At 64.3% G+C, this 20270-nt stretch carries 17 protein-coding genes; 5 read left to right on the top strand and 12 right to left on the bottom strand.

The window, feature by feature from the left end:
- Positions 1-114 precede the first annotated feature (114 nt).
- The 7 genes from OHZ10_RS10705 to OHZ10_RS10735 form a co-directional block, all read right to left on the bottom strand.
- Positions 115-3036: a DUF927 domain-containing protein gene (locus OHZ10_RS10705; RefSeq protein WP_342702401.1), complete on the bottom strand. Its 2922-nt coding sequence runs from the start codon at positions 3034-3036 to the stop codon at positions 115-117.
- A 496-nt stretch (positions 3037-3532) separates the two neighbouring features.
- Positions 3533-4282 carry a hypothetical protein gene (locus OHZ10_RS10710; protein ID WP_342702402.1) on the bottom strand — a complete coding sequence of 250 codons (750 nt, stop codon included), beginning with the start codon at positions 4280-4282 and terminating at the stop codon, positions 3533-3535.
- Positions 4283-4604: 322 nt separating this feature from the next.
- Positions 4605-6224: a glutamine-hydrolyzing GMP synthase gene (guaA, locus tag OHZ10_RS10715; RefSeq protein ID WP_059233870.1), complete on the bottom strand. Its 1620-nt coding sequence runs from the start codon at positions 6222-6224 to the stop codon at positions 4605-4607.
- A 107-nt stretch (positions 6225-6331) separates the two neighbouring features.
- The gene (locus OHZ10_RS10720) at positions 6332-6937 is read right to left on the bottom strand and encodes a hypothetical protein (protein WP_059233869.1); all 606 of its coding nucleotides are present in this window, start codon (positions 6935-6937) and stop codon (positions 6332-6334) included.
- Between the two features lie 6 nt (positions 6938-6943).
- Positions 6944-8404: an IMP dehydrogenase gene (gene guaB, locus OHZ10_RS10725; protein ID WP_034207642.1), complete on the bottom strand. Its 1461-nt coding sequence runs from the start codon at positions 8402-8404 to the stop codon at positions 6944-6946.
- Between the two features lie 278 nt (positions 8405-8682).
- Entirely contained in the window at positions 8683-9492 is an 810-nt protein-coding gene (locus OHZ10_RS10730; protein ID WP_342702406.1) for a DUF2182 domain-containing protein, read from the bottom strand.
- A 28-nt stretch (positions 9493-9520) separates the two neighbouring features.
- The gene (locus OHZ10_RS10735) at positions 9521-10285 is read right to left on the bottom strand and encodes a DUF899 domain-containing protein (protein WP_342702407.1); all 765 of its coding nucleotides are present in this window, start codon (positions 10283-10285) and stop codon (positions 9521-9523) included.
- A gap of 113 nt (positions 10286-10398) precedes the next feature.
- On the opposite strand from OHZ10_RS10735, the gene OHZ10_RS10740 reads away from it, so the two are divergent.
- From OHZ10_RS10740 to OHZ10_RS10750, 3 genes are all read left to right on the top strand, one after another.
- On the top strand, positions 10399-11619 hold the full coding sequence (locus OHZ10_RS10740; RefSeq protein ID WP_342702409.1) for a helix-turn-helix domain-containing protein: 1221 nt from the start codon (positions 10399-10401) through the stop codon (positions 11617-11619).
- Between the two features lie 31 nt (positions 11620-11650).
- On the top strand, positions 11651-12337 hold the full coding sequence (locus OHZ10_RS10745) for a glutaminyl-peptide cyclotransferase (RefSeq protein ID WP_342702411.1): 687 nt from the start codon (positions 11651-11653) through the stop codon (positions 12335-12337).
- A 135-nt stretch (positions 12338-12472) separates the two neighbouring features.
- Positions 12473-13456 (top strand): DMT family transporter, encoded by a 984-nt coding sequence (locus OHZ10_RS10750; protein ID WP_342702412.1) that lies wholly within the window; start codon positions 12473-12475, stop codon positions 13454-13456.
- A 48-nt stretch (positions 13457-13504) separates the two neighbouring features.
- On the opposite strand, the gene OHZ10_RS10755 is transcribed toward OHZ10_RS10750, so the two are convergent.
- Together OHZ10_RS10755 and OHZ10_RS10760 are read right to left on the bottom strand one after the other, a co-directional pair.
- A complete protein-coding gene (locus OHZ10_RS10755) occupies positions 13505-13828 on the bottom strand; it encodes an RnfH family protein (protein WP_342702414.1) in 324 nt (107 codons plus the stop codon).
- 4 nt (positions 13829-13832) lie between these two features.
- On the bottom strand, positions 13833-14270 hold the full coding sequence (locus tag OHZ10_RS10760) for a type II toxin-antitoxin system RatA family toxin (protein WP_034188832.1): 438 nt from the start codon (positions 14268-14270) through the stop codon (positions 13833-13835).
- Between the two features lie 98 nt (positions 14271-14368).
- On the opposite strand from OHZ10_RS10760, the gene smpB reads away from it, so the two are divergent.
- On the top strand, positions 14369-14815 hold the full coding sequence (gene smpB / locus OHZ10_RS10765; RefSeq protein WP_014896751.1) for an SsrA-binding protein SmpB: 447 nt from the start codon (positions 14369-14371) through the stop codon (positions 14813-14815).
- 155 nt (positions 14816-14970) lie between these two features.
- Here the strand turns inward: smpB and OHZ10_RS10770 are convergent, their stop codons facing one another.
- The 3 genes from OHZ10_RS10770 to ppsA form a co-directional block, all read right to left on the bottom strand.
- On the bottom strand, positions 14971-15900 hold the full coding sequence (locus OHZ10_RS10770) for an SPFH domain-containing protein (RefSeq protein WP_059233863.1): 930 nt from the start codon (positions 15898-15900) through the stop codon (positions 14971-14973).
- 33 nt (positions 15901-15933) lie between these two features.
- Entirely contained in the window at positions 15934-16368 is a 435-nt protein-coding gene (locus OHZ10_RS10775) for an NfeD family protein (protein WP_059236712.1), read from the bottom strand.
- 254 nt (positions 16369-16622) lie between these two features.
- A complete protein-coding gene (gene ppsA, locus OHZ10_RS10780) occupies positions 16623-19025 on the bottom strand; it encodes a phosphoenolpyruvate synthase (protein ID WP_059233862.1) in 2403 nt (800 codons plus the stop codon).
- Positions 19026-19401: 376 nt separating this feature from the next.
- On the opposite strand from ppsA, the gene ppsR reads away from it, so the two are divergent.
- Positions 19402-20217: a posphoenolpyruvate synthetase regulatory kinase/phosphorylase PpsR gene (gene ppsR / locus OHZ10_RS10785; RefSeq protein WP_047900996.1), complete on the top strand. Its 816-nt coding sequence runs from the start codon at positions 19402-19404 to the stop codon at positions 20215-20217.
- Positions 20218-20270: the final 53 nt, after the last annotated feature.

Raw genomic sequence — 20270 nt, forward strand, 5'->3', positions numbered from 1 at the left:
CTGCATTGACTTTTTGACACGTCACATCTGTCACATTGTCACAACCGTTTATTGACAAGGGTTTCCGCAGGAAAAGCAGCGTGACAGCCATGTCACAGCTGTCACACCTCACGGTTACGTTACCTGCGGCCCTTCATCGCTCTCCGTCAACTCCGGGGAGTATCCAACGATCCGAGCGCTGATCTTCCATGCTCGAATCGACCCGACGCTAGGTACCCGGACCGTTTTGCTGGTATCGGCGAGTAGCATTCCGCGTCTGCTCAGCACTTCCGCCACGAACTTGTAGTCCAGCCCATCGCAAACCCGATTTCGGAATACTTCCGGTAGTACGTAGAAAATCTCCTCTGCGGCATCTACATAGCCAGCCCGGTTATTGACCGTCCGTTCCCGTTCCAAGTCGTCGCCAACGCCTGGAACTCGAACGAGCCGTTGGAAAGCGGATTGCCCGTGTTGCTCAAAAAAATGCTGGACCTGCCGCAATGCCTGCGCTTCCTCAGCGGCCTCCGTACCCCCACGTTCTCGAACCCACTCATCGAAGCAACGCTTCATCATGGCAGTAGGTGAACCGCTAACCCAGCCACCGATGCCCGCCTCGACGGCCAGTTCACCAGCAAGTGCCAGTAATGCGAAACGTCGGGCCGCCCGCATCACCTGGCCGCTGCCATTGGCCGGAAACTGCCTCTCAATTTCACGGAGCCGTTCCTTCAATTGACGGCAAAACGACTGGTACTGTCCGTTCGAAACCTTGTCAGTAAGAAACGTCAACCATTGATCTCCCGCTACTCCGTAAACCTCGCTAGTCGCAGCGTTGAGGTGATCCGCCAAGGCTCTGCTGCTCTCGAATACGTCCAGCGACTCGAACAATCCAAGACCACGCCCCGCGTCAGCCGGAATATTCAGCAGGCGAACGTCCATGCCTGCACGCACCTTCTTGCCCACCGACTCGATGTGTTGCTGCAACGGAATCTCTCCCGTCGACATGAAGAGAAGCCGCCATTGATAGAGTCGGCTGCCTGCCCCGGCACGGGTCATACGGACTTTGCCCTGCCCGTTGCCGAGCATATAAACCACCTCGCCGGCTTCCAAGGGCGTCGCTTGGTTCATCTCGTCCAACAACAGCACGCAATCGTTCATGCTTGCCGCAACGGCTTCGAGACCATTCGACGTCGAACGCCACGACCGAACAAATCCCGCTACGCTTCCCCAGACGGATGCAGCCACACGCATCGCCGTGGTTTTCCCTACACTGCTTTGTCCGACCAGATGGACACCGCCCGGCTCGATACCAAGCAAATGCAGAAATGGTCCGGCAAGCGACAGGCAAACGGCGAGCATGAGACGGGAATTTCTTTCGCAGTATCGACCGATCTGCGCATTCCATTCTTCGAGCGTACCGCACTGCTCAAACGCAGCGCACACCGGAGCGTCTGGATCAAGCGCCACTGCTTCCGCTCCCAGCCCATAGACACGATTCGCCTGAACGTACAGAGGGCCATTCCAGCCCACGCTACGCACCAGGTCATGCGTGTCCCGGGTAATGGCATGAGCAAGGTAATCGTGAAACTCTTGCCAGTTGTACACGATCACGCCCAGATCGTTGATCGTCTCCCGAAAAGCCTTGTTATCGCTCAGCATCGCTCGTCGCACGATGATGGTTTGCTGCTTGCCATCGGGCTTATACAAGCGCAGTTCGAGACTCCACCCCGAGCTTTCACTATCCCGGAGCTGACGCAGGATCTCAACGCACGACGACACACGAACGGGAACCTTCTGGTCTCCCTGCTGTTTCCAGACAGTCACACCACCCGGCGTTACTTCGTAATGCTTTCCCGATTGCCACGTTACATGTGCGGCGACGCAGTCGGCGGAAGCGGCCTGCGTCACCGATTCACATTGCTCAATTCGAACAGGTACATCAACAATCGAGTTCTCTAGCAGTTTACCTACGACGTCATCGTCAAGCCCCAACGCCATTACATCAGCGGCATCCCATCCCTGCATCGACTCGGCCTTTTCGCCATAGTCCCAGCCTTGTACCTCACAAATGCCACGCATGAGCTTCTCTGGATCGATACTCCTGATCCGCGTAGTAGGCTCTACGGCGCCGATCAGCGCAGCAACGCGGTCCCGGTACTTCATTCCGGCCTCATCGTTATCCGGCCAGATGAGAACCCTTCGCTCAGCCACCGGGGACCAGTCGGTCTTGGCTGGTGCCTGAGCGCCGCCTGCCGACGTCACAACGATCATCGTCGGATACGATTGCCGCAGTGCTCGTGCGGCCTTTTCGCCTTCGACAACGAATACCGGTTGTTCCGGCATAGCTTCGATCAAATCGAGCAAACCAAACAACGGGCGTAGACCATCCGGCATTCCACCGGTCCAGTCCAGCGCACCATCCTCACGCTGCTTAACATGCAGCGTTACGAAGGTCTTCTGACCGCCCTCCCGACGCAAACGCAACTGGACGAAGCAGAGTTCACCACTCGCATTCACGTAGTCGTAACGGTTTTCCAGAGTACATCCCTTCGCCAAGAAACGACGCACATCGAGTTCCGGACTACCATCAGGGATCGGAGCCATGAGTAGCATCGGTGCGACCGTCTTGACCATGCTGCGGGGTTGCATCGGACGAGTGGTGGCATTCGAGGGAAGTCTAATTCCTCGCACCTCTAACTCTTTCTGCAAGCTCAGGGCAGCCTCGCTTTGACTGCCCCCCCAGATATACGCTGCGAGCGCAATCAGGTCTCCGCCCCGGCACTCGTCCTGGCATGCGAAATCACAGAACACCCCCGTCTCGGCGTTGATCTTGAACGAACCAAGCTCGGTGTCCCGTCGCCGGGGATTGAAAGCCACGAACTCCTTGCCTTCGTGCTTACCTTCAAGTTCAAGGATCTCCTCAACGACCGTGTCGAAGTGTCCTAAAGCAAGTTCGGCAAGCTGCTCGAAATCCAGTTTGCCTAATGGACGCGGAGTGGAACGCAATTGCCGAGCATTAGCCCCAACGGCCGCGATTTGCTTCTCTTTTTCCTTAGTCATACAAAACATAAACGAAGAATCCGTCTGGATGGAACACCCTCCCGCGCTCAATTGCACCTGGGTACAGAGCCAGACTGTCGACTCGGACAATGCAATAACCACCACTGTCACAGAGTCACTTCATCCCGTCGGCCTATGCGTACGCCTGACGACATCTCGTGTGTTGTCAAGCCATCAGTGGCCTACTCGCATCGTCCAGTTGCCGTAATGCAAGTTTCTGGTTGAAAAGGGATCGCTGCCCCCGCGTCGACCGGCGCAGAAGCAGGAAAAGAAAACTTCGATTGTTAAAGAGCGAGATCCAGAATGCGCAAGAGCCGCGTCTGTTTCGGTGATGTCTTCCAGATGAAATAGACATCCTCAACAAGCACTGGACCATCAACCGAAGATCATCGACTGATAAATCGGATTATGCAGCGGAGCGAAGATCGATGAACAGGAAAGAAATTCGTCGCGGAAATTTTCCAGATCGGAGAAACAGTGGCCACACTACGCCGTGCTAGGCCATGCTCTGCAAAACGGTAAGCGTGTCGTCCGAGAACAATTGGGCCGCCGCATTGCGAGCACCTTTTTTCTTCGACTCCAGTGCTTCGGCATCCACGCCAGGAAAGAGCCGGCTCCACCGGAACGCCGGCGGCACGGCTTTTCCCGTCATCCGCTCGAACAGGTCAAGGTCATACCACGGTACGGCACGTAGCGGAATCCATCTGTTTCGTGCCTTGTCCATGTAGTCGCCGTTTTGAAAGTCCGTACCGGACAAAGACGCCGAAGCCGCCAGCCACCCGTCCAGCCAGCGCTCGAAGTCATCGACGATCTGATCCTTCGGTGCATCGATCGAGACCATCACGTGAGCGTATCGCTGGAAAGGCGATTCGGGATTGCGAGCCAGCAATTCGTCCACAACCGCATCAGCGCCGTTGTGGCCACGCGACAGCGCTGCCTCGTCGGTGAGATGCCTGAGACGATTCAGATTCAGGGACTTGACCGTCGCCGTGTTGGCCGCATGGCTAGCCCCGGTGTACCGGACACCTGAGCCGAGCGGCTTCAGAGGCTGAGCCTTGATCGATTTGAAGACACTGACCACCGACTCGGGAATGCCACCATCAATAGCCCGGCGTATGGCGAGACGATCCCCCACCAAGCCAGCCCAGCCCAGCGCCGAGAGCTGACTGAGTCCAGCGTAATTGTCGAGCTTGAACCATGCCAGTTCTGCGGTCGTTGCCTCGGTAGTCTTCTTGGACGAAGGCATAGTTCATCTCCCTGTTGCACCGAACGGCCGGCGGGCAAAGACCCGCCGCAGTCGAAACTACGTGCCATCCTTTTGATTTTCAATGGCCGCAAACCCAATTCCCCCGCTATTTGCCCACACGTGGGGTTGAGCAGTGTGACCCGAGAAAAAGGCTACAATGCGAAACGGCTTGGCAGTTGCCAAGCCGTTTCTTGTCCAAATCCTGTCCAAATCTGAGCCTGGACAGCGGACGAACTGAAGCAGGGATCCAGTTACGAGCTAACGCAACATCAACGAATACGCGAGTGCGAGAATCGAATAAGCCCCTGATTTATCAGGATTTTCACTCCCACTCGATCGTCGCCGGCGGCTTGCCCGAGATGTCGTACACGACCCGGTTGATCCCGCGCACCTCGTTGATGATCCGGTTCGACGCGCGACCCAGCAGCGCGTACGGCAGGTGCGCCCAGTGTGCGGTCATGAAGTCGGTCGTCTGCACGGCGCGCAGCGACGTCACGTAGTCATACGTCCGGCCATCGCCCATCACGCCGACCGACTTGACCGGCAGGAACACCGCGAACGCCTGGCTCGTCAGGTCGTACCAGCTCTTGCCGACGTCGGCTTCACCGCACAGGCCGGCAGCTGCATCCTGCGCGGTCGCGGTCGTGCCGCGCAGTTCCTCGATGAAGATCGCGTCTGCGCGGCGCAGCAGATCCGCGAATTCGCGCTTCACTTCGCCGAGGATCCGCACGCCGAGGCCCGGGCCGGGGAACGGATGACGGTACACCATCTCCGGCGGCAGGCCGAGCGCGACGCCCAGCTCGCGCACTTCGTCCTTGAACAGGTCGCGCAGCGGCTCGAGCAGCTTCAGGCCGAGCGTTTCCGGCAGGCCGCCGACGTTGTGGTGGCTCTTGATCGTCGTCGCCTTCTTCGTCTTCGTGCCGCCCGATTCGACCACGTCCGGGTAGATCGTGCCCTGCGCGAGCCACTTCGCCTTCGACAGCTTCTTCGCCTCGGCCTGGAACACCTCGACGAATTCGCGGCCGATGATCTTGCGCTTCGCTTCCGGATCGGTCACGCCGGCCAGGTGGCCGAGGAACTGGTCAGCCGCATCGACGTGCACGACCTTCGCATGCAGGCGGCCCTCGAACATGTCGAGCACCATCTTGCCTTCGTTCAGGCGCAGCAGGCCGTGGTCGACGAACACGCACGTGAGCTGGTCGCCGATCGCGCGATGGATCAGCGCGGCCGCGACGCTCGAATCGACGCCGCCCGACAGGCCGAGAATCACTTCCTCGTCACCGACCTGCTCGCGGATCTTCGCGACGGCTTCCTCGATGTGGTTCTTCATGATCCAGTCGGGCTTCGCGCCGGCGATCTGCAGCACGAAGCGTTCGATGATCTGGCGGCCCTTCACCGTGTGCGTGACTTCCGGGTGGAACTGCACCGCGTAGTAGCCGCGCGCTTCATCGGCCATGCCGGCGATCGGGCAGCTCGGCGTCGACGCCATCAGCGCGAAGCCCGGCGGCAGCTCGGCAACCTTGTCGCCGTGGCTCATCCAGACCTTCAGCATCCCGTGGCCTTCGGCCGTCGTGAAATCCTCGATGCCGTCGAGCAGGCGCGTATGGCCGTGCGCACGCATTTCCGCGTAGCCGAATTCGCGATGGTCGCTCCACTCGACCTTGCCGCCGAGCTGCACGGCCATCGTCTGCATGCCGTAGCAGATGCCGAGCACCGGCACGCCGAGATCCCACACGGCCTGCGGCGCGCGCAGCTGATGGTCTTCGTACGTGCTCGCGTGGCTGCCCGACAGGATCACCGCCTTCGGCGCGAACTCGCGGACGAAGTCGTCGGACACATCGTTCGGATGGATTTCGCAGTAGACGTGCGCTTCACGCACACGCCGCGCAATCAGTTGGGTGACTTGCGAACCGAAGTCGAGAATCAGGATTTTGTCGTGCATGGCTGCGGACGGGATGAAGAGAATAAGAAAAGCAGCGCACCAAGCGCTGCGTCAAAAGCATGGACAGCGGCGTCGGGCGGCAGGCGGCTCGCGCGACGCATCGCCGGTCAATCCTGCATCGGCGGGCGTTCGTCGAGTGCGACGCCGCCTGACGATCGACTGGAACCGGATGCAGCCGGCGACGATGCCGCGGGCGCCGCGGGACGGCTGACGACGGGCTCGGCACGCTGCGGTGCGGGCGACGACGCGGGCGCCATCGCCGGCTCGGCCGGACGCTGCGCCGGTGCGCGCGCCTCGAGCGCCTGCGCCTTCTCGCGCCGGCGCACGGCCGATGCGATCCGCACGCCGCCGAGACCGAGCACGATCAGCACAACGCCGGCCGCGACCGACAGCACCCGGCCGGCGGCCGCCAGCGCGGGACCGTTGCCGGCCCCGAGCGACCAGACGATCGTCAGCACGCCGGTCAGCCAGTACACGTGACCGACCGACCGCGCGACAGGCGCCGTGAGATCGCCGTTGAACGCCGCATGAAACGCGAGCCACGCGAGCCCGAGCAACGCGATGCCGAACGCCTGGCCGAGCATCGCAGGCTGGATGTTCGCCAGCTGCAATGCGTTGAACAGCGACTGCCAGGGCGTCAGCACGAACAGCACGCCGAACGCCAGCAGCAATACGGCATCGATGATCAGCACAGCTCGCAGCAGCGGTTTCATCGGCGATCAGTCCACGTGATAGTTCGGTGCTTCCTTCGTGATCTGCACGTCGTGCACGTGCGACTCGCGCATGCCCGCTGCCGTGATCTGGACGAACTCGGCCTTCTCGTGCAGCTCGTCGATCGTGCGGCAGCCGCAGTAGCCCATGCTGGCGCGCACGCCGCCGACCAGCTGGAACAGGATCGCGTTGACCGAACCCTTGTATGCGACGCGGCCTTCGATGCCTTCCGGCACGAGCTTGTCGATGTTCGCCGAATTGTCCTGGAAGTAGCGGTCTGCCGCGCCGTCCTTCATCGCGCCGACCGAACCCATGCCGCGGTACGACTTGTACTGGCGGCCCTGATACAGGAACACGTCGCCCGGCGCCTCTTCGGTGCCCGCGAACATGCTGCCCATCATCACCGCGTTCGCGCCGGCCGCGAGGGCCTTCGACACGTCACCCGAGAAGCGCACGCCACCGTCGGCGATGCACGGCACGCCGGTGCCCTTCAGCGCTTCCGCGACGTTCGCGATCGCGCTGATCTGCGGCACGCCGACACCCGCGACGATCCGCGTCGTGCAGATCGAGCCCGGGCCGATACCGACCTTGACCGCGTCCGCGCCGTATTCGACCAGCGCCTTCGCGGCAGCGGCCGTCGCGATGTTGCCGCCGATCACTTCGACATGCGGGAAGTTCTGCTTGACCCAGCGGACGCGCTCGAGCACGCCCTTGCTGTGACCGTGCGCGGTATCGACGACGATCACGTCGACGCCGGCCTGCACCAGCAGCTCGACGCGCTCTTCGTTGTCCGGGCCGACGCCGACCGCCGCGCCTGCGCGCAGCTTGCCGTGTTCGTCCTTGCACGCGTCCGGGTGCTCGGTCTGCTTCGTGATGTCCTTGACGGTCATCAGGCCGCGCAGTTCGAACGCGTCGTTGACGACCAGCACGCGCTCGAGGCGGTGGCTGTGCATCAGCGCCTTCGCTTCGGCAAGCGGCGTGCCTTCCTTGACCGTGACGAGGCGCTCGCGCGGCGTCATGATCGACTTGACCGGCTCGTCGAGGCGCGTTTCGAAACGCAGGTCGCGGTTCGTGACGATACCGACGAGTTGCGGACCTTCGACGACCGGGAAGCCCGAGATGCCATGCTGGCGCGACAGCGCGATCACGTCGCGCACCTTCATCTGCGGCGGCACCGTGATCGGGTCGCGGACGACGCCCGACTCGAAACGCTTGACCTTCGCGACCTCGCGAGCCTGTTCGGCCGGCGTGAGGTTCTTGTGGACGATACCGACGCCACCCTGCTGCGCCATCGCGATCGCGAGGCGACCTTCGGTGACCGTGTCCATCGCGGCGGACACGAGCGGCATGTTCAGGGAGATGTTGCGGGTCAGCTTGGTCTTGAGGCTGGTGTCGCGCGGGAGAACGTCGGAAAAGGCGGGAACGAGGAGCACGTCATCGAAAGTGAGTGCTTTTTGGATCAGACGCATGGCAAATCCTATGGGCGCAAAAGCGAATTATACGCGAAGCGCCGCGAATTTTCACAACACGAACAACGGCTTAGCCGGTTTCAGCCGTTCGGGGGCCGAATCGTTCGGATCGCGGTTCGGTTCGTTTTCGATCGCCTTTCGTTTCACCGCTGCATCGAGCCATTCGCGCAACCGGCGGCAAAACGGCTCGTTCGCCTGTTGCGGACGGGGCACGCGACGGTCGCGGCCACGGTGAAACAAGGCCCGGCAACGCATCGAATCGGCCTGCCTACCCTGTGTTATAGCAGTCCGGCCGCATGCACGATCATCGCAATGCCGCCGCCGACCGCCGCACAGCCGGCGATCCGCGCCACTCGTCCGCCGGACGGCGCGAGGCGCTCGGCGGCGATCGCGACCGTCACGGCCGCCATCACGCGCAGGTCCATCATGCCGACGGCCAGCGCCACCGCCATCAGGTTTCCGCAGCAGGCGCTGCAATGCATCGCAGCCCGCACGCCGTACCGCCATGCCGCGCCGGCAGTCGCCGCCCGCGACCGGTGCGCGCCGCCCGTCGCGTGCCGGCAGCACGACAGCCGGCGCGCCTTCCACGCGGAGAATTGCAACCCGCCCGCAGCCAATACGACCATGCCGGCCGCGAACGGCATCGCACGGGCCAGCGCCGGCAGCCGCATGGCAGCGCCCGTCAGTGCAGCGCCGGCCGGAAACACGAGCGCCCCGAGGGCCATCCACACCGCGAAATACCCCGCTCCCGCGACGACGACGAGCCCGGCCGGACGCGGCGCCGCCTGCCGACCGATGTTCTGGCGATAGCGCCAGAGCATCGGCGCGAGCACGGGCAGCATCATCGTCACGGTCATCGCGCCCCACATTCCGGCGAACGCGGTGAGTGCGCGCCCGGCGCCCCATCCGCACGGCTGCAGCCATGCGGCCGAAGCCGTCCAGCCGCCGGGCATCGGCTCGCCACCCATCGCGGCCATCGACGCGTGCTGCACCAGTGTCGCCGTCACCGCGACGGCGAACACGGCCAGGACCGCCGCGCCGAATACTCGTGGATTGGCGCCCGCCCCGCCGGTTGCCGGCCGTGTCATCACGCCCCCGCCCGTCGCCGGCCGGCGCTCAACCGCGCACGTACTCGTCGTGACGGCGCCACCACGGGCCCGCCTCGTTGCGCCCGCGCGGCGCGCGATCGAGCCACTGGTACATCCCCCACAGCCCGTCGAGCCCGCGCGCGTAGGTCGAATACGTGTGATAGACGGCGCCGTCCTCGCGCACGAACGCGCTCATCCCCGGCCGGTCGAGCGAGTACGTAACCGCGTCGGTGCCGCAGGTGGCCGCAAACTGCACGACGGGTGCCGGCGGCGGATCCATGTCCATCGCATGGCCGGCCCGCGCGTAGTTGTATTCGACCTCGCCCGCGCGTTGCTGCGTTTCGGTGAACGACACGTTGAAGTCGAAGTTGAATTCGCTGCCGACCGACGACGCCCACGGAAACGTCCATCCCATCCGCTCGCGGTACGCGAGCAGCTTCACGAGCGGCGCGCGCGACACGGCGGCCAGCGTGACGTCGTGGTGCGCGAGATGCACGGCAAAGCCGTCGAAGCCATCGGCGAGCGCCGAGCATGACGGGCAGCCCGCCTTGTAATCGGGGCCGAACATGAAGTGATAGACGAGCAGTTGCGAGCGGCCGCGAAACAGGTCGTCGAGCGTCGCCTGCCCGTCTTCGGTGTCGAACCGGTAGGTCTTGTCGACGCGCACCCACGGCAGTGTCTGGCGCCGCCGCGCGAGTTCGTCGCTTTGCCGCGTCAGCGCCTTTTCGGCGTCGAGCAGTGCGCGGCGCTCGGCCAGCCATTCGTCGCGCGTTCCGGTGAGATGGGTCGTCATTGCGGGTTCCTCCTTCGGTGGGTATCCGGGCACGGCGTACGATGCCGTGTACGTGGTGCTAGATTAGTGGCCGACATCGGGCCGGAGGGAGTGACAACTGTGTCGGGATTCGAATGGATTCGCTGATCACGGCGGCCGCACGCGCGCTCGCGGCCGGCGACGCGCTCGGCGCGCTGAACCGCGTTGCACTGCGCGACGATGCGCCGGCGCTCGCGCTGCGCGGCATCGCGATGGCGCAGCTCGGCGATTTCGAGCGCGCGCGTGCCCTCGTGCGCGGCGCCGCCCGTGCGTTCGGTCCAAGGGAAGCCGTCGCGCGGGCGCGCTGCGTGGTCGCGGAAGCCGAGATCGCGCTCGCGTCGCGCGACCTTCAGTGGCCGACGCGCGCGCTCGATGCGGCCTGCGCGACGCTCGACGCGCACGGCGACCGCGCAAATGCCGCGCATGCCCGCTATCTCGGCGTGCGCCGGTTGTTGCTGATCGGTCACCTTGACGACGCCGAGCAGCGGCTCGCGACGCTCGATCCCGCGCCACTGCCGCCCGCGTCGCGCGCCGCCCATGAACTGATCGCGGCCGGCATCGCGATGCGCCGCATCCGCACGCACGCGGCCCGTGCAGCGCTTGCCCGTGCGCGGGCCGCCGCCCGCGACGCCGGCATCGCCGCGCTGACGGCCGAAGTCGACACCGCGGCGGGCGTGCTCGACGCACCGGCCGCGCGACTCATTGCGCGCGGCTCATCGCGGCTCGTCCCGCTCAACGAAGTCGAGACGCTGTTCGAGTCGAATGCGCTCGTCGTCGATGCGTGCCGCCACACGGTGCGCGACGCGCGCACGACCGTGTCGCTCGCGCGGCGCCCGGTGCTGTTCGTGCTCGCCCGCGCGCTCGGCGAGGCCTGGCCGGGCGACGTGTCGAGAAACGCGCTCGTCGCCGCCGCGTTCCGCGCGAAACAGGCGGACGAATCGCATCGCGCGCGGCTGCGCGTCGAGATCGGCCGGTTGCGCGCGGTGCTGCGCCCGCTCGCGAACGTCATTGCGACACCGCGCGGCTTCGCGCTCGAACCGCTCGGCGTGCGCGAGACCGTCGTCCTCGCGCGCCCGGTCGACGATCGCCACGCAGCGGTGCTCGCGCTGCTCGCCGACGGCGAAGCGTGGTCGAGCTCCGCGCTGGCGCTCGCGCTCGGCGCGAGCCAGCGCACCGTACAACGTGCGCTCGACGCGCTCGCCGAAGCCGGCAAGGCGCAGGCGCTTGGCCGAGGCCGCGCACGCCGCTGGATGACGCCGCCGCTGCCCGGTTTCGCGACGACCTTGTTACTCCCTGTTGCGCTGCCGGGAGATTAGGATGACCTCATCGAACGACGAGGTGACGAACATGAAACGCTCCACTGCAGACATCCTTCACGAATACGGCCCGTTTCCCGGTGTCGACGGCGTGCACGGCGTCACGTTCGACGGGCAGCACGTGTGGTTCGCGTCCGGCGACAAGCTGAATGCGCTCGATCCCGGGCGCGGCACGACCGTCCGCTCGCTCGACGTCGCCGCGCACGCGGGCACCGCGTACGACGGCCGCCACCTGTTCCAGGTCGTCGAAGACCGCATCGAGACAATCGACCCCGAATCGGGCCGCGTGCTCGCGACGATCCCGGCGCCCGGGGGCGGCGCCGATTCGGGGCTCGCGTGGGCCGAAGGCACGCTGTGGGTCGGCCAGTACCGCGAACGCAAGATTCATCAGGTGGATCCGCAATCGGGCGCCGTGCTGCGCACGATCGAGTCAAACCGCTTCGTCACCGGCGTGACGTGGGTCGACGGCGAGCTGTGGCACGGCACGTGGGAAGCCGACCAGAGCGACCTGCGGCGCATCGATCCGCGTACGGGCGAGGTGCTCGAGCAGGTCGACATGCCGCCCGGTGTCGGCGTATCGGGGCTCGAATCCGACGGCCACGACCGCTTCTATTGCGGCGGCGGCAACAGCGGCAAGCTGCGCACCGTGCGGCGTCCGGCGCACACGCGTGCGGCAGGCGACGGCACGCAGGCAACCCCCGATCCCGCTGACGCCTGATCCGCCGCCCGTCGAAGCCGCTCCGGCGCACCGCACGCCGGCATTCGCGACGCCCCGAGTGCAGGAATGAACAAGACGCCGCCGCGACGGCGTCGCTAAGATGCGCGCACATCAGTCATTCGTTCGGAGCAGTCGATGCAGCGCGGTGTGGTTTATGGTGTCCTGGCGGGTGCCCTGTGGGGCATGGTGTTTCTCGTTCCGCGGCTGCTGACCGATTTTTCGCCGCTGCTGCTGAGCGCCGGCCGCTACGCGATGTACGGCCTCGTATCGGTCGCGGCCGCGCTGCCGGCCGCCCGCTCGCTGCTCGCGCGGCTGACCCGTGAAGACCTCGCAGCCCTGGTGAAGCTCGCCGTCGTCGGCAACGTCGCGTACTACATGCTGCTGTCCGGCGCCGTGCACCTGATCGGCATCGCGCCCAGCTCGCTGATCGTCGGCGTGCTGCCCGTGACCGTCACGCTCGCCGGCCTCGGCGACCACGGCGCCGTGCCGCTGCGGCGGCTCGCCGCCCCGCTCGCGCTGGTGATCGCGGGCATCGTCTGCATCAACGTCGATTTGTTTACGTCGGAAGCCGCGCACGCAACCACGCTCCCCCAGAAGCTCGCGGGTATCGCCTGCGCGGCGGGTGCGCTGGCCAGCTGGACCTGGTATGCGGTGGCGAACGCGCGCTACCTGCAGCGCCATCATCGTTTCGGCGGCAACGAGTGGTCGATACTGTGGGGCGTCGTGACGGGCCTGATCGGCGGCCTCTGCTGGATCGCGATCCTCGCGCTGCCCGCGGGTACGGTGCAGGCGGCCGTCCCGGCGTCGCGCTGGCAGTTGTTCTGGCTGCTGAACCTCGTGCTCGCGATCGGCGCGTCGTGGCTCGGCAACGGGCTGTGGAATGCCGCGTCGAAGCGGCTGCCGCTTACGTTGTCGGGCCAGTTGATCGTGTTCGAAACCGTGTTCGCGATGCTGTACGCATTCGTGTACGACCAGCGGATGCCGCGCACGCTCGAAATCACCGCACTCGTGCTGCTGCTCGCCGGCGTGTACGGCGCGGTGCGACAGCACGGCGACACGCCGGCCGGCGGCAATACGCCGGACCACGCGCCGCCCAACGCAAACGCCGCGGCCCGCTAAGAAGGAGCGCCGCGGCGTTTGATCAGACGAATCGGAACGAATGACGCGTCAGCGCGCGTCCTTGTGCATCCACTTGCGGCCCTCGATCGAGCCGGCACGTCGGGACTTGTCGACACGCCGCTGGCGCGCCAGCTTCGGATCGACGATCAGCGGGCGATAGATCTCGACGCGATCGTGGTCGGCGAGCGGCGCATCGAGCGGCGCGAGCTTGCCGTACACGCCCGTCTTCGCTTGCGCGAGATCGATCTCCGGGTTCAGCGCGAGCACGCCGCTCGCGTCGATCGCCGAGCGAACGGTCGCCCCTTCTGGCAGCGACAGCGGGATCAGCGTCTGGCGGTCCGGCAGCGCGTAGCAGACTTCGATCGACAGCATCGCGTCACCCCTTCCCGTAGCGCTGGTCCGCACGCTTCACGAACGAATCGACGAACGTGTTCGCGATGTGGCTGAACACCGGCCCGATGATCTTCTCGAGCAGGATGCTCGAGAACTCGTAGTGCAGCGCGAATTCGATCTTGCACGCATCGGCACGCAGCGCCGTGAAGCGCCACGAGCCCGTGAACTTCTTGAACGGGCCGTCCGTGAACTCCATGTCGATCCGCGTCGGGCGCTGCTGCGTGTTGCGCGTCGCGAAATGCTGCTTGATGCCCTTGAAGTTGATATCGATGCGCGCTTCCATCCCGCTCTCGTCCTGACGGCGAATCTCGACGCCGCCGCACCAGGGCAGGAAATTGGGGTAGTCGGCCACGTCGGTGACGAGGTCGAACATCTGTTCCGCCGAATGACGGATCAATACGGTTTTCTGGACATCTGCCATAAATCGCGCGGCATCGCTTAAGGTAGGAACACAAGCCGGGCGATTCCCGCCCCGCTTTGCTAAAATCGTGATTTTAAACGAGTTGGCCCGATCCTTTCATGAGCATCATCGACAACAGGAAAGCGCACTTCGATTATCACATCGAGGAACGCTACGAGGCGGGGCTCGTGCTCGAGGGCTGGGAAGTCAAGGCGCTGCGCGCCGGGCGCGGCCAGATCCGGGAAGGTTACGTCGTCGTGAAGAGCGGCGAAATCTTCCTGATCGGTACCCATATCAGCCCGCTGCCCGAAGCCTCGACGCACATCACGCCCGACCCGGTTCGCACGCGCAAGCTGCTGCTGCACCGCGAGGAAATCAAGAAACTGATCGGCAAGGTCGAGCAGCGTGGCTATACGCTCGTGCCGCTGAACTTCCACTACAAGGGCGGTCGCGTGAAGTGCGACATCGCGCTCGCGAAGGGCAAGAAGCTGCACGACAAGCGCGAAACCGAGAAGAAGCGCGACTGGGAACGCGAAAAGGCCCGCATCATGCGCGCCGGCACCTGACGCGCGTCACGCCCATCGCAAACGACACGGCCCGCTCGAAGCGGGCCGTGTTGCTTTGGACTACCTGAATCGCGCTTGCCGGTTGCCCGGTTGCGCGACGATTCGCCGCACATCGATCGCATGCGGCGGCCGCCTGCGCACCGGATCCGCGCCGCTCAGCCCTTCGCGGGCGTCGAAGCGTTCTTGACGATCGTCAGCGCCGACGAGATCGCGGTGCCGAGATCCGACAGGTTCGACGGCACGATCAGCGTGTTGCCCTGCTTCGCGAGGTTCGAGAACGCGTTCACATACTGCTCGGCGACCTTCAGGTTCACCGCATCCATCCCGCCCTGCGACTGGATCGCGTTCGCGATCTTCTGGATCGCCTGCGCGTTCGCCTCGGCCACCGCCAGAATCGCGGCGGCCTCGCCCTGCGCCTGGTTGATCGCAGCCTGCCGCTCGCCCTCGGACTTCTGGATCGCCGCTTCACGCGCCCCCGACGCGAGGTTGATCTGCTCCTGCTTGCGGCCTTCGGACGCCGCGATCAGCGCGCGCTTTTCGCGCTCCGCGGTGATCTGCGCCTGCATCGCGTGCAGGATTTCCTTCGGCGGCGTCAGATCCTTGATCTCGTAGCGCAGCACCTTCACGCCCCAGTTCGCCGCGGCCTGGTCGAGCGCCGACACGATGTTGTGGTTGATGAAGTCGCGCTCCTCGAACGTCTTGTCGAGTTCGAGCTTGCCGACCACCGAGCGCAGCGTGGTTTGCGCGAGCTGCGTGATCGCGAGCACGAAGTTGCTCGACCCGTACGACGCCTTCATCGGATCGGTCACCTGGAAGTACAACACGCCGTCGACCTGCAACTGCGTGTTGTCGCGCGTGATACAGACCTGGCTCGGCACGTCGAGCGGGATTTCCTTCAGTATGTGCCGGTACGCGATGCGATCGACGAACGGCAGCACGATGTTCAGACCGGGCGACAGCGTCGCGTGATAGCGCCCGAAGCGCTCGAGCACCCACGCATGCTGCTGCGGCACGATCTTCACCGTCTTCGACACGATCACGATCGCGATGACGAGCAGGACAACCCAGATGATCAGCGAATCCATGAAGTATTCCCTCCTTGTTGTATCAGCGGACGATCAGCCCGCGGGTTTCGCCACGACCACGAGACAATTGCCGCGCACGGCACTCACCTGATAGACGTGCACATCGTCGCGCTCGCCGTTCGCGAGCTCGACGTCCCAGTCGGCACCACGATACTGCACGCGCGCGCGTCCGTCGCGCCATGCATCGACCGTGACGGTCGAGCCGATATCGAGATTGACGTCGGGATTCGTCGACGTGTCGCGCTTCTGCTTGCGGCCGAGCCCCGACCGGCGCAGCACGATCATCGCGACGATCGCGACCGCGGCCGCCGCGCCGAACTGCACGTGCGGCGCGAAACCAGCCAGTTGCAGCAACCCGCCCGCGAGAAAGCCGAGCGCGATCATCAACAGATAGAACGTACCGGTCAGCAACTCGGCGACAACCAGCACGCCCACCGCGACCCACCAGAACAGATGCCCCGACATGATTGTGGTCTCCAGGAAAACGGCCCCCACGCTTACGCTCGTTCGCTGTCGGCCGGAGTTGGCGCTTCAGCGCTTGCTCCGGTCTCATGCACGACGCGCCCCCGAGGGGCGATCGATACGCTTGGGGCGGCCCGGCGCGTACCGACAAACAAAAACACCCCGGTGCTTACCGGGGTGTTTATAGCATGAACCTTGCATTTTGCCTTCATTGAAGGAGCGACCGTGCCGCTCCTTCGCCGAAGATGCATTACCGACCGTTACTTCCGGTTGGCAGCGAGCGCTTGCCACGTATCGATGATCGTGTCCGGGTTCAGCGAGATCGACTCGATGCCTTCGTCGGTCAGCCATTGCGCGAAGTCCGGGTGATCGGACGGGCCCTGGCCGCAGATACCGACGTACTTGCCCATCTTGCGGCAGGTATCGATTGCGCGCTTCAGCAGGAACTTGACGGCCGGGTCGCGTTCGTCGAAGTCGACGGCCAGCAGTTCCATGCCCGAATCGCGGTCGAGGCCGAGCGTGAGCTGCGTGAGGTCGTTCGAGCCGATCGAGAAACCGTCGAAGTACTGCAGGAACTCTTCGGCGAGGATCGCGTTGGTCGGGACTTCGCACATCATCACGAGGCGCAGGCCGTTTTCGCCGCGCTTCAGGCCGAACTTCTCGAGCAGGCCGACGACACGCTCCGCCTGCTTCACGGTCCGCACGAACGGCACCATGATCTCGACGTTGGTCAGGCCCATCTCGTCGCGCACTCGCTTCAGTGCACGGCATTCCATCTCGAACGCCTGCGCGAAGTCTTCAGCGATGTAACGCGACGCGCCACGGAAGCCCAGCATCGGGTTTTCCTCGTCCGGCTCGTAACGCGAACCGCCGATCAGCTTCTTGTACTCGTTCGACTTGAAGTCGGACAGACGCACGATCACGGGCTTCGGATAGAACGCAGCACCGATCGTCGCGACGCCTTCCGTCAGCTTGTCGACGTAGAACTGACGCGGCGACGCGTGGCCGCGCGCGACGCTCTCGACCGCCTTCTTCAGGTCCTGGTCGATGTTCGGGTACTCGAGAATCGCCTTCGGGTGAACGCCGATGTTGTTGTTGATGATGAACTCGAGACGTGCGAGACCCACACCGCCGTTCGGCAGTTGCGAGAAGTCGAACGCGAGCTGCGGGTTACCGACGTTCATCATGATCTTGACCGGAATTGCCGGCAGTTCGCCGCGCTGCACTTCCGTGACTTCCGTCTCGAGCAGGCCGTCGTAGATCTTGCCTTCGTCGCCTTCCGCGCACGACACGGTGACGAGCGCGCCGTCCTTCAGGATGTCGGTCGCATCGCCGCAACCGACGACTGCCGGCACGCCGAGCTCACGCGCGATGATCGCCGCGTGGCAGGTCCGGCCGCCGCGGTTCGTGACGATCGCAGCCGCACGCTTCATCACCGGCTCCCAGTTCGGGTCGGTCATGTCGGCCACCAGCACGTCGCCCGGCTGCACGCGTTCCATTTCCGACGGATCCTGGATCACGCGCACGGGGCCCGCGCCGATCTTCTGGCCGATCGCACGGCCCGTCGCCAGCACCTGCGACTGACCCTTCAGCTTGAAGCGCTGCTCGGCCTTGCCGGTTGCCTGGCTCTTCACGGTTTCCGGGCGTGCCTGCAGGATGAAGATCTTGCCGTCGCGGCCGTCCTTGCCCCACTCGATGTCCATCGGACGCTGGTAGTGCTTCTCGATGATGACCGCGTACTTCGCCAGTTCGATCACGTCCTCGTCGGTGATCGAGTAGCGGTTGCGCTGCTCGTGCGGCACGTCGACCGTCTTCACGCGGCCCGGCTCGCCCGGCTGCGTGAATTCCATCTTGATCAGCTTCGAGCCGATCGAGCGGCGGATGATCGGGTACTTGTCCTGCGCGAGCGTCGTCTTGAACACGTAGAACTCGTCCGGGTTCACGGCGCCCTGCACGACGGTTTCGCCCAGGCCGTAGCTCGACGTGATGAACACGGCGTCCTTGAAGCCCGATTCGGTGTCGATCGTGAACATCACGCCGGCGGCGCCGACGTCCGAGCGGACCATGCGCTGCACGCCGGCCGACAGCGCGACTTCGGCGTGCGTGAAGCCCTTGTGCACGCGGTACGAGATCGCGCGGTCGTTGTACAGCGACGCGAACACGTGCTTCATGCGGTCGAGCACGTCTTCGATGCCGACGACGTTCAGGTACGACTCCTGCTGGCCGGCGAACGATGCGTCGGGCAGGTCTTCCGCGGTCGCGGACGAACGCACGGCGAACGACAGCTCGGCCGGCGAGCCGCTCTTCAGGACTTCGAACTGCTCGCGGATTTCCTGCTCGAGACGTGCCTGCATCGGCGCGTCGACGATCCACTTGCGGATTTCGGCACCGGCTTCGGCGAGCGCCTTCACGTCGTCGATGTCGAGGGACTCGAGACGCTTGGCAATACGATCGGTCAGGTCGTTGTGCTTGAGGAAATCACGGAACGCGAGCGCGGTCGTGGCGAAACCGGTGGGTACGCGAACGCCTGCTTCGGAAAGCTGGCTGATCATCTCGCCGAGCGACGCATTCTTGCCGCCCACGATTTCCACATCGGTCATCCGCAACTGCTCGAACGGAATTACATACGCCTGGTCCTTTGCGACGTTTGCTGCGTTAGTCATACAAGCCCCTAAGTGTGAAAAAAATGCTCGATTGCGCAAGTGGGCTCGGACGCGGGCGCTTGCAAAAAGGCGCGGCGCGTCTTGCGCAACCTGTTAGATAAACACTCGCAGCGGCGAAAAATATTCCGACCCGATTTGCAAAAATCCCGGCAGAAGGGCGATATATGCAGACAAATCGCCAAACTTGCCGGGAATTTTGGAATCAAGTGGTCAGGCCGCGGGCGCCGTTCGCGCCCTGCCCCCGCAATTGCTTATCCAACAGGTTGCCGCTATTCTACCGTGCCGGCTGCCGGATGTGGCGCGACCTTGTCACTGCGTCTGGAGGCGAACCTCCAGCCGCCCGCGCAACCGCCCTTCACGCTCGACGCCCAGATTCATGCTGCCTACCGTATTCATCGTCTCCGACGGCACCGGGATCACTGCCGAAACCTTCGCGCACTCGATCCTCTCCCAGTTCGACCAGAAATTCCGTCTCGTACGCGTGCCGTTCGTCGACTCGCTCGACAAGGCCTATGCGACCGTCGAGAAGATCAACGAGGCCGCCGTGCACGACGGCCGCCGCGCGATCGTGTTCACGACGCTCGTCGACAGCGAGTCGAACGACATCGTCAAGCGCTCGAACGCGCTCGTGCTCGACATGTTCCAGCGCTTCGTCGAACCGCTCGAGCAGGAGCTGGAGCTCAAGTCCAGCCACGCGATGGGCCGCGGCCACCAGAACGCCGACACCGAGGAATACAAGACGCGGATCGAGGCGATCAACTTCTCGCTCGCGCACGACGACGGCCAGTCGAACCGCAACCTGTCGGAAGCCGACGTGATTCTCGTCGGCGTGTCGCGCAGCGGCAAGACGCCGACGAGCCTGTACCTCGCGATGCAGTACGGCGTGAAGGCAGCAAACTATCCGCTGATTCCGGAAGACTTCGAGCGCGGCAAGCTGCCGTCGGCGCTGTCCGCACACCGCGAGAAGCTGTTCGGGCTGTCGATCGACCCGCAGCGCCTGTCGGAGATCCGTAACGAGCGCCGGCCGGGCAGCAAGTATGCGGCGCCCGAGAACTGCCGCTACGAGATCAACGAGGCCGAAGCGATGATGCGCCGCGAAGGGATCAAGTGGCTGTCGTCGACGCACAAGTCGATCGAGGAAATCGCGACGACGATCCTGCAGGAAATCCGTCTCGACCGGCAGTCGTACTGAGCACGGGCGGCCGCGTGTCCGCCGCCGGAAACAAAAAGGCCGCGTCTGACGCG

It is taken from the genome of Burkholderia arboris (genome assembly GCF_038723655.1).
Classification (GTDB): domain Bacteria; phylum Pseudomonadota; class Gammaproteobacteria; order Burkholderiales; family Burkholderiaceae; genus Burkholderia; species Burkholderia arboris.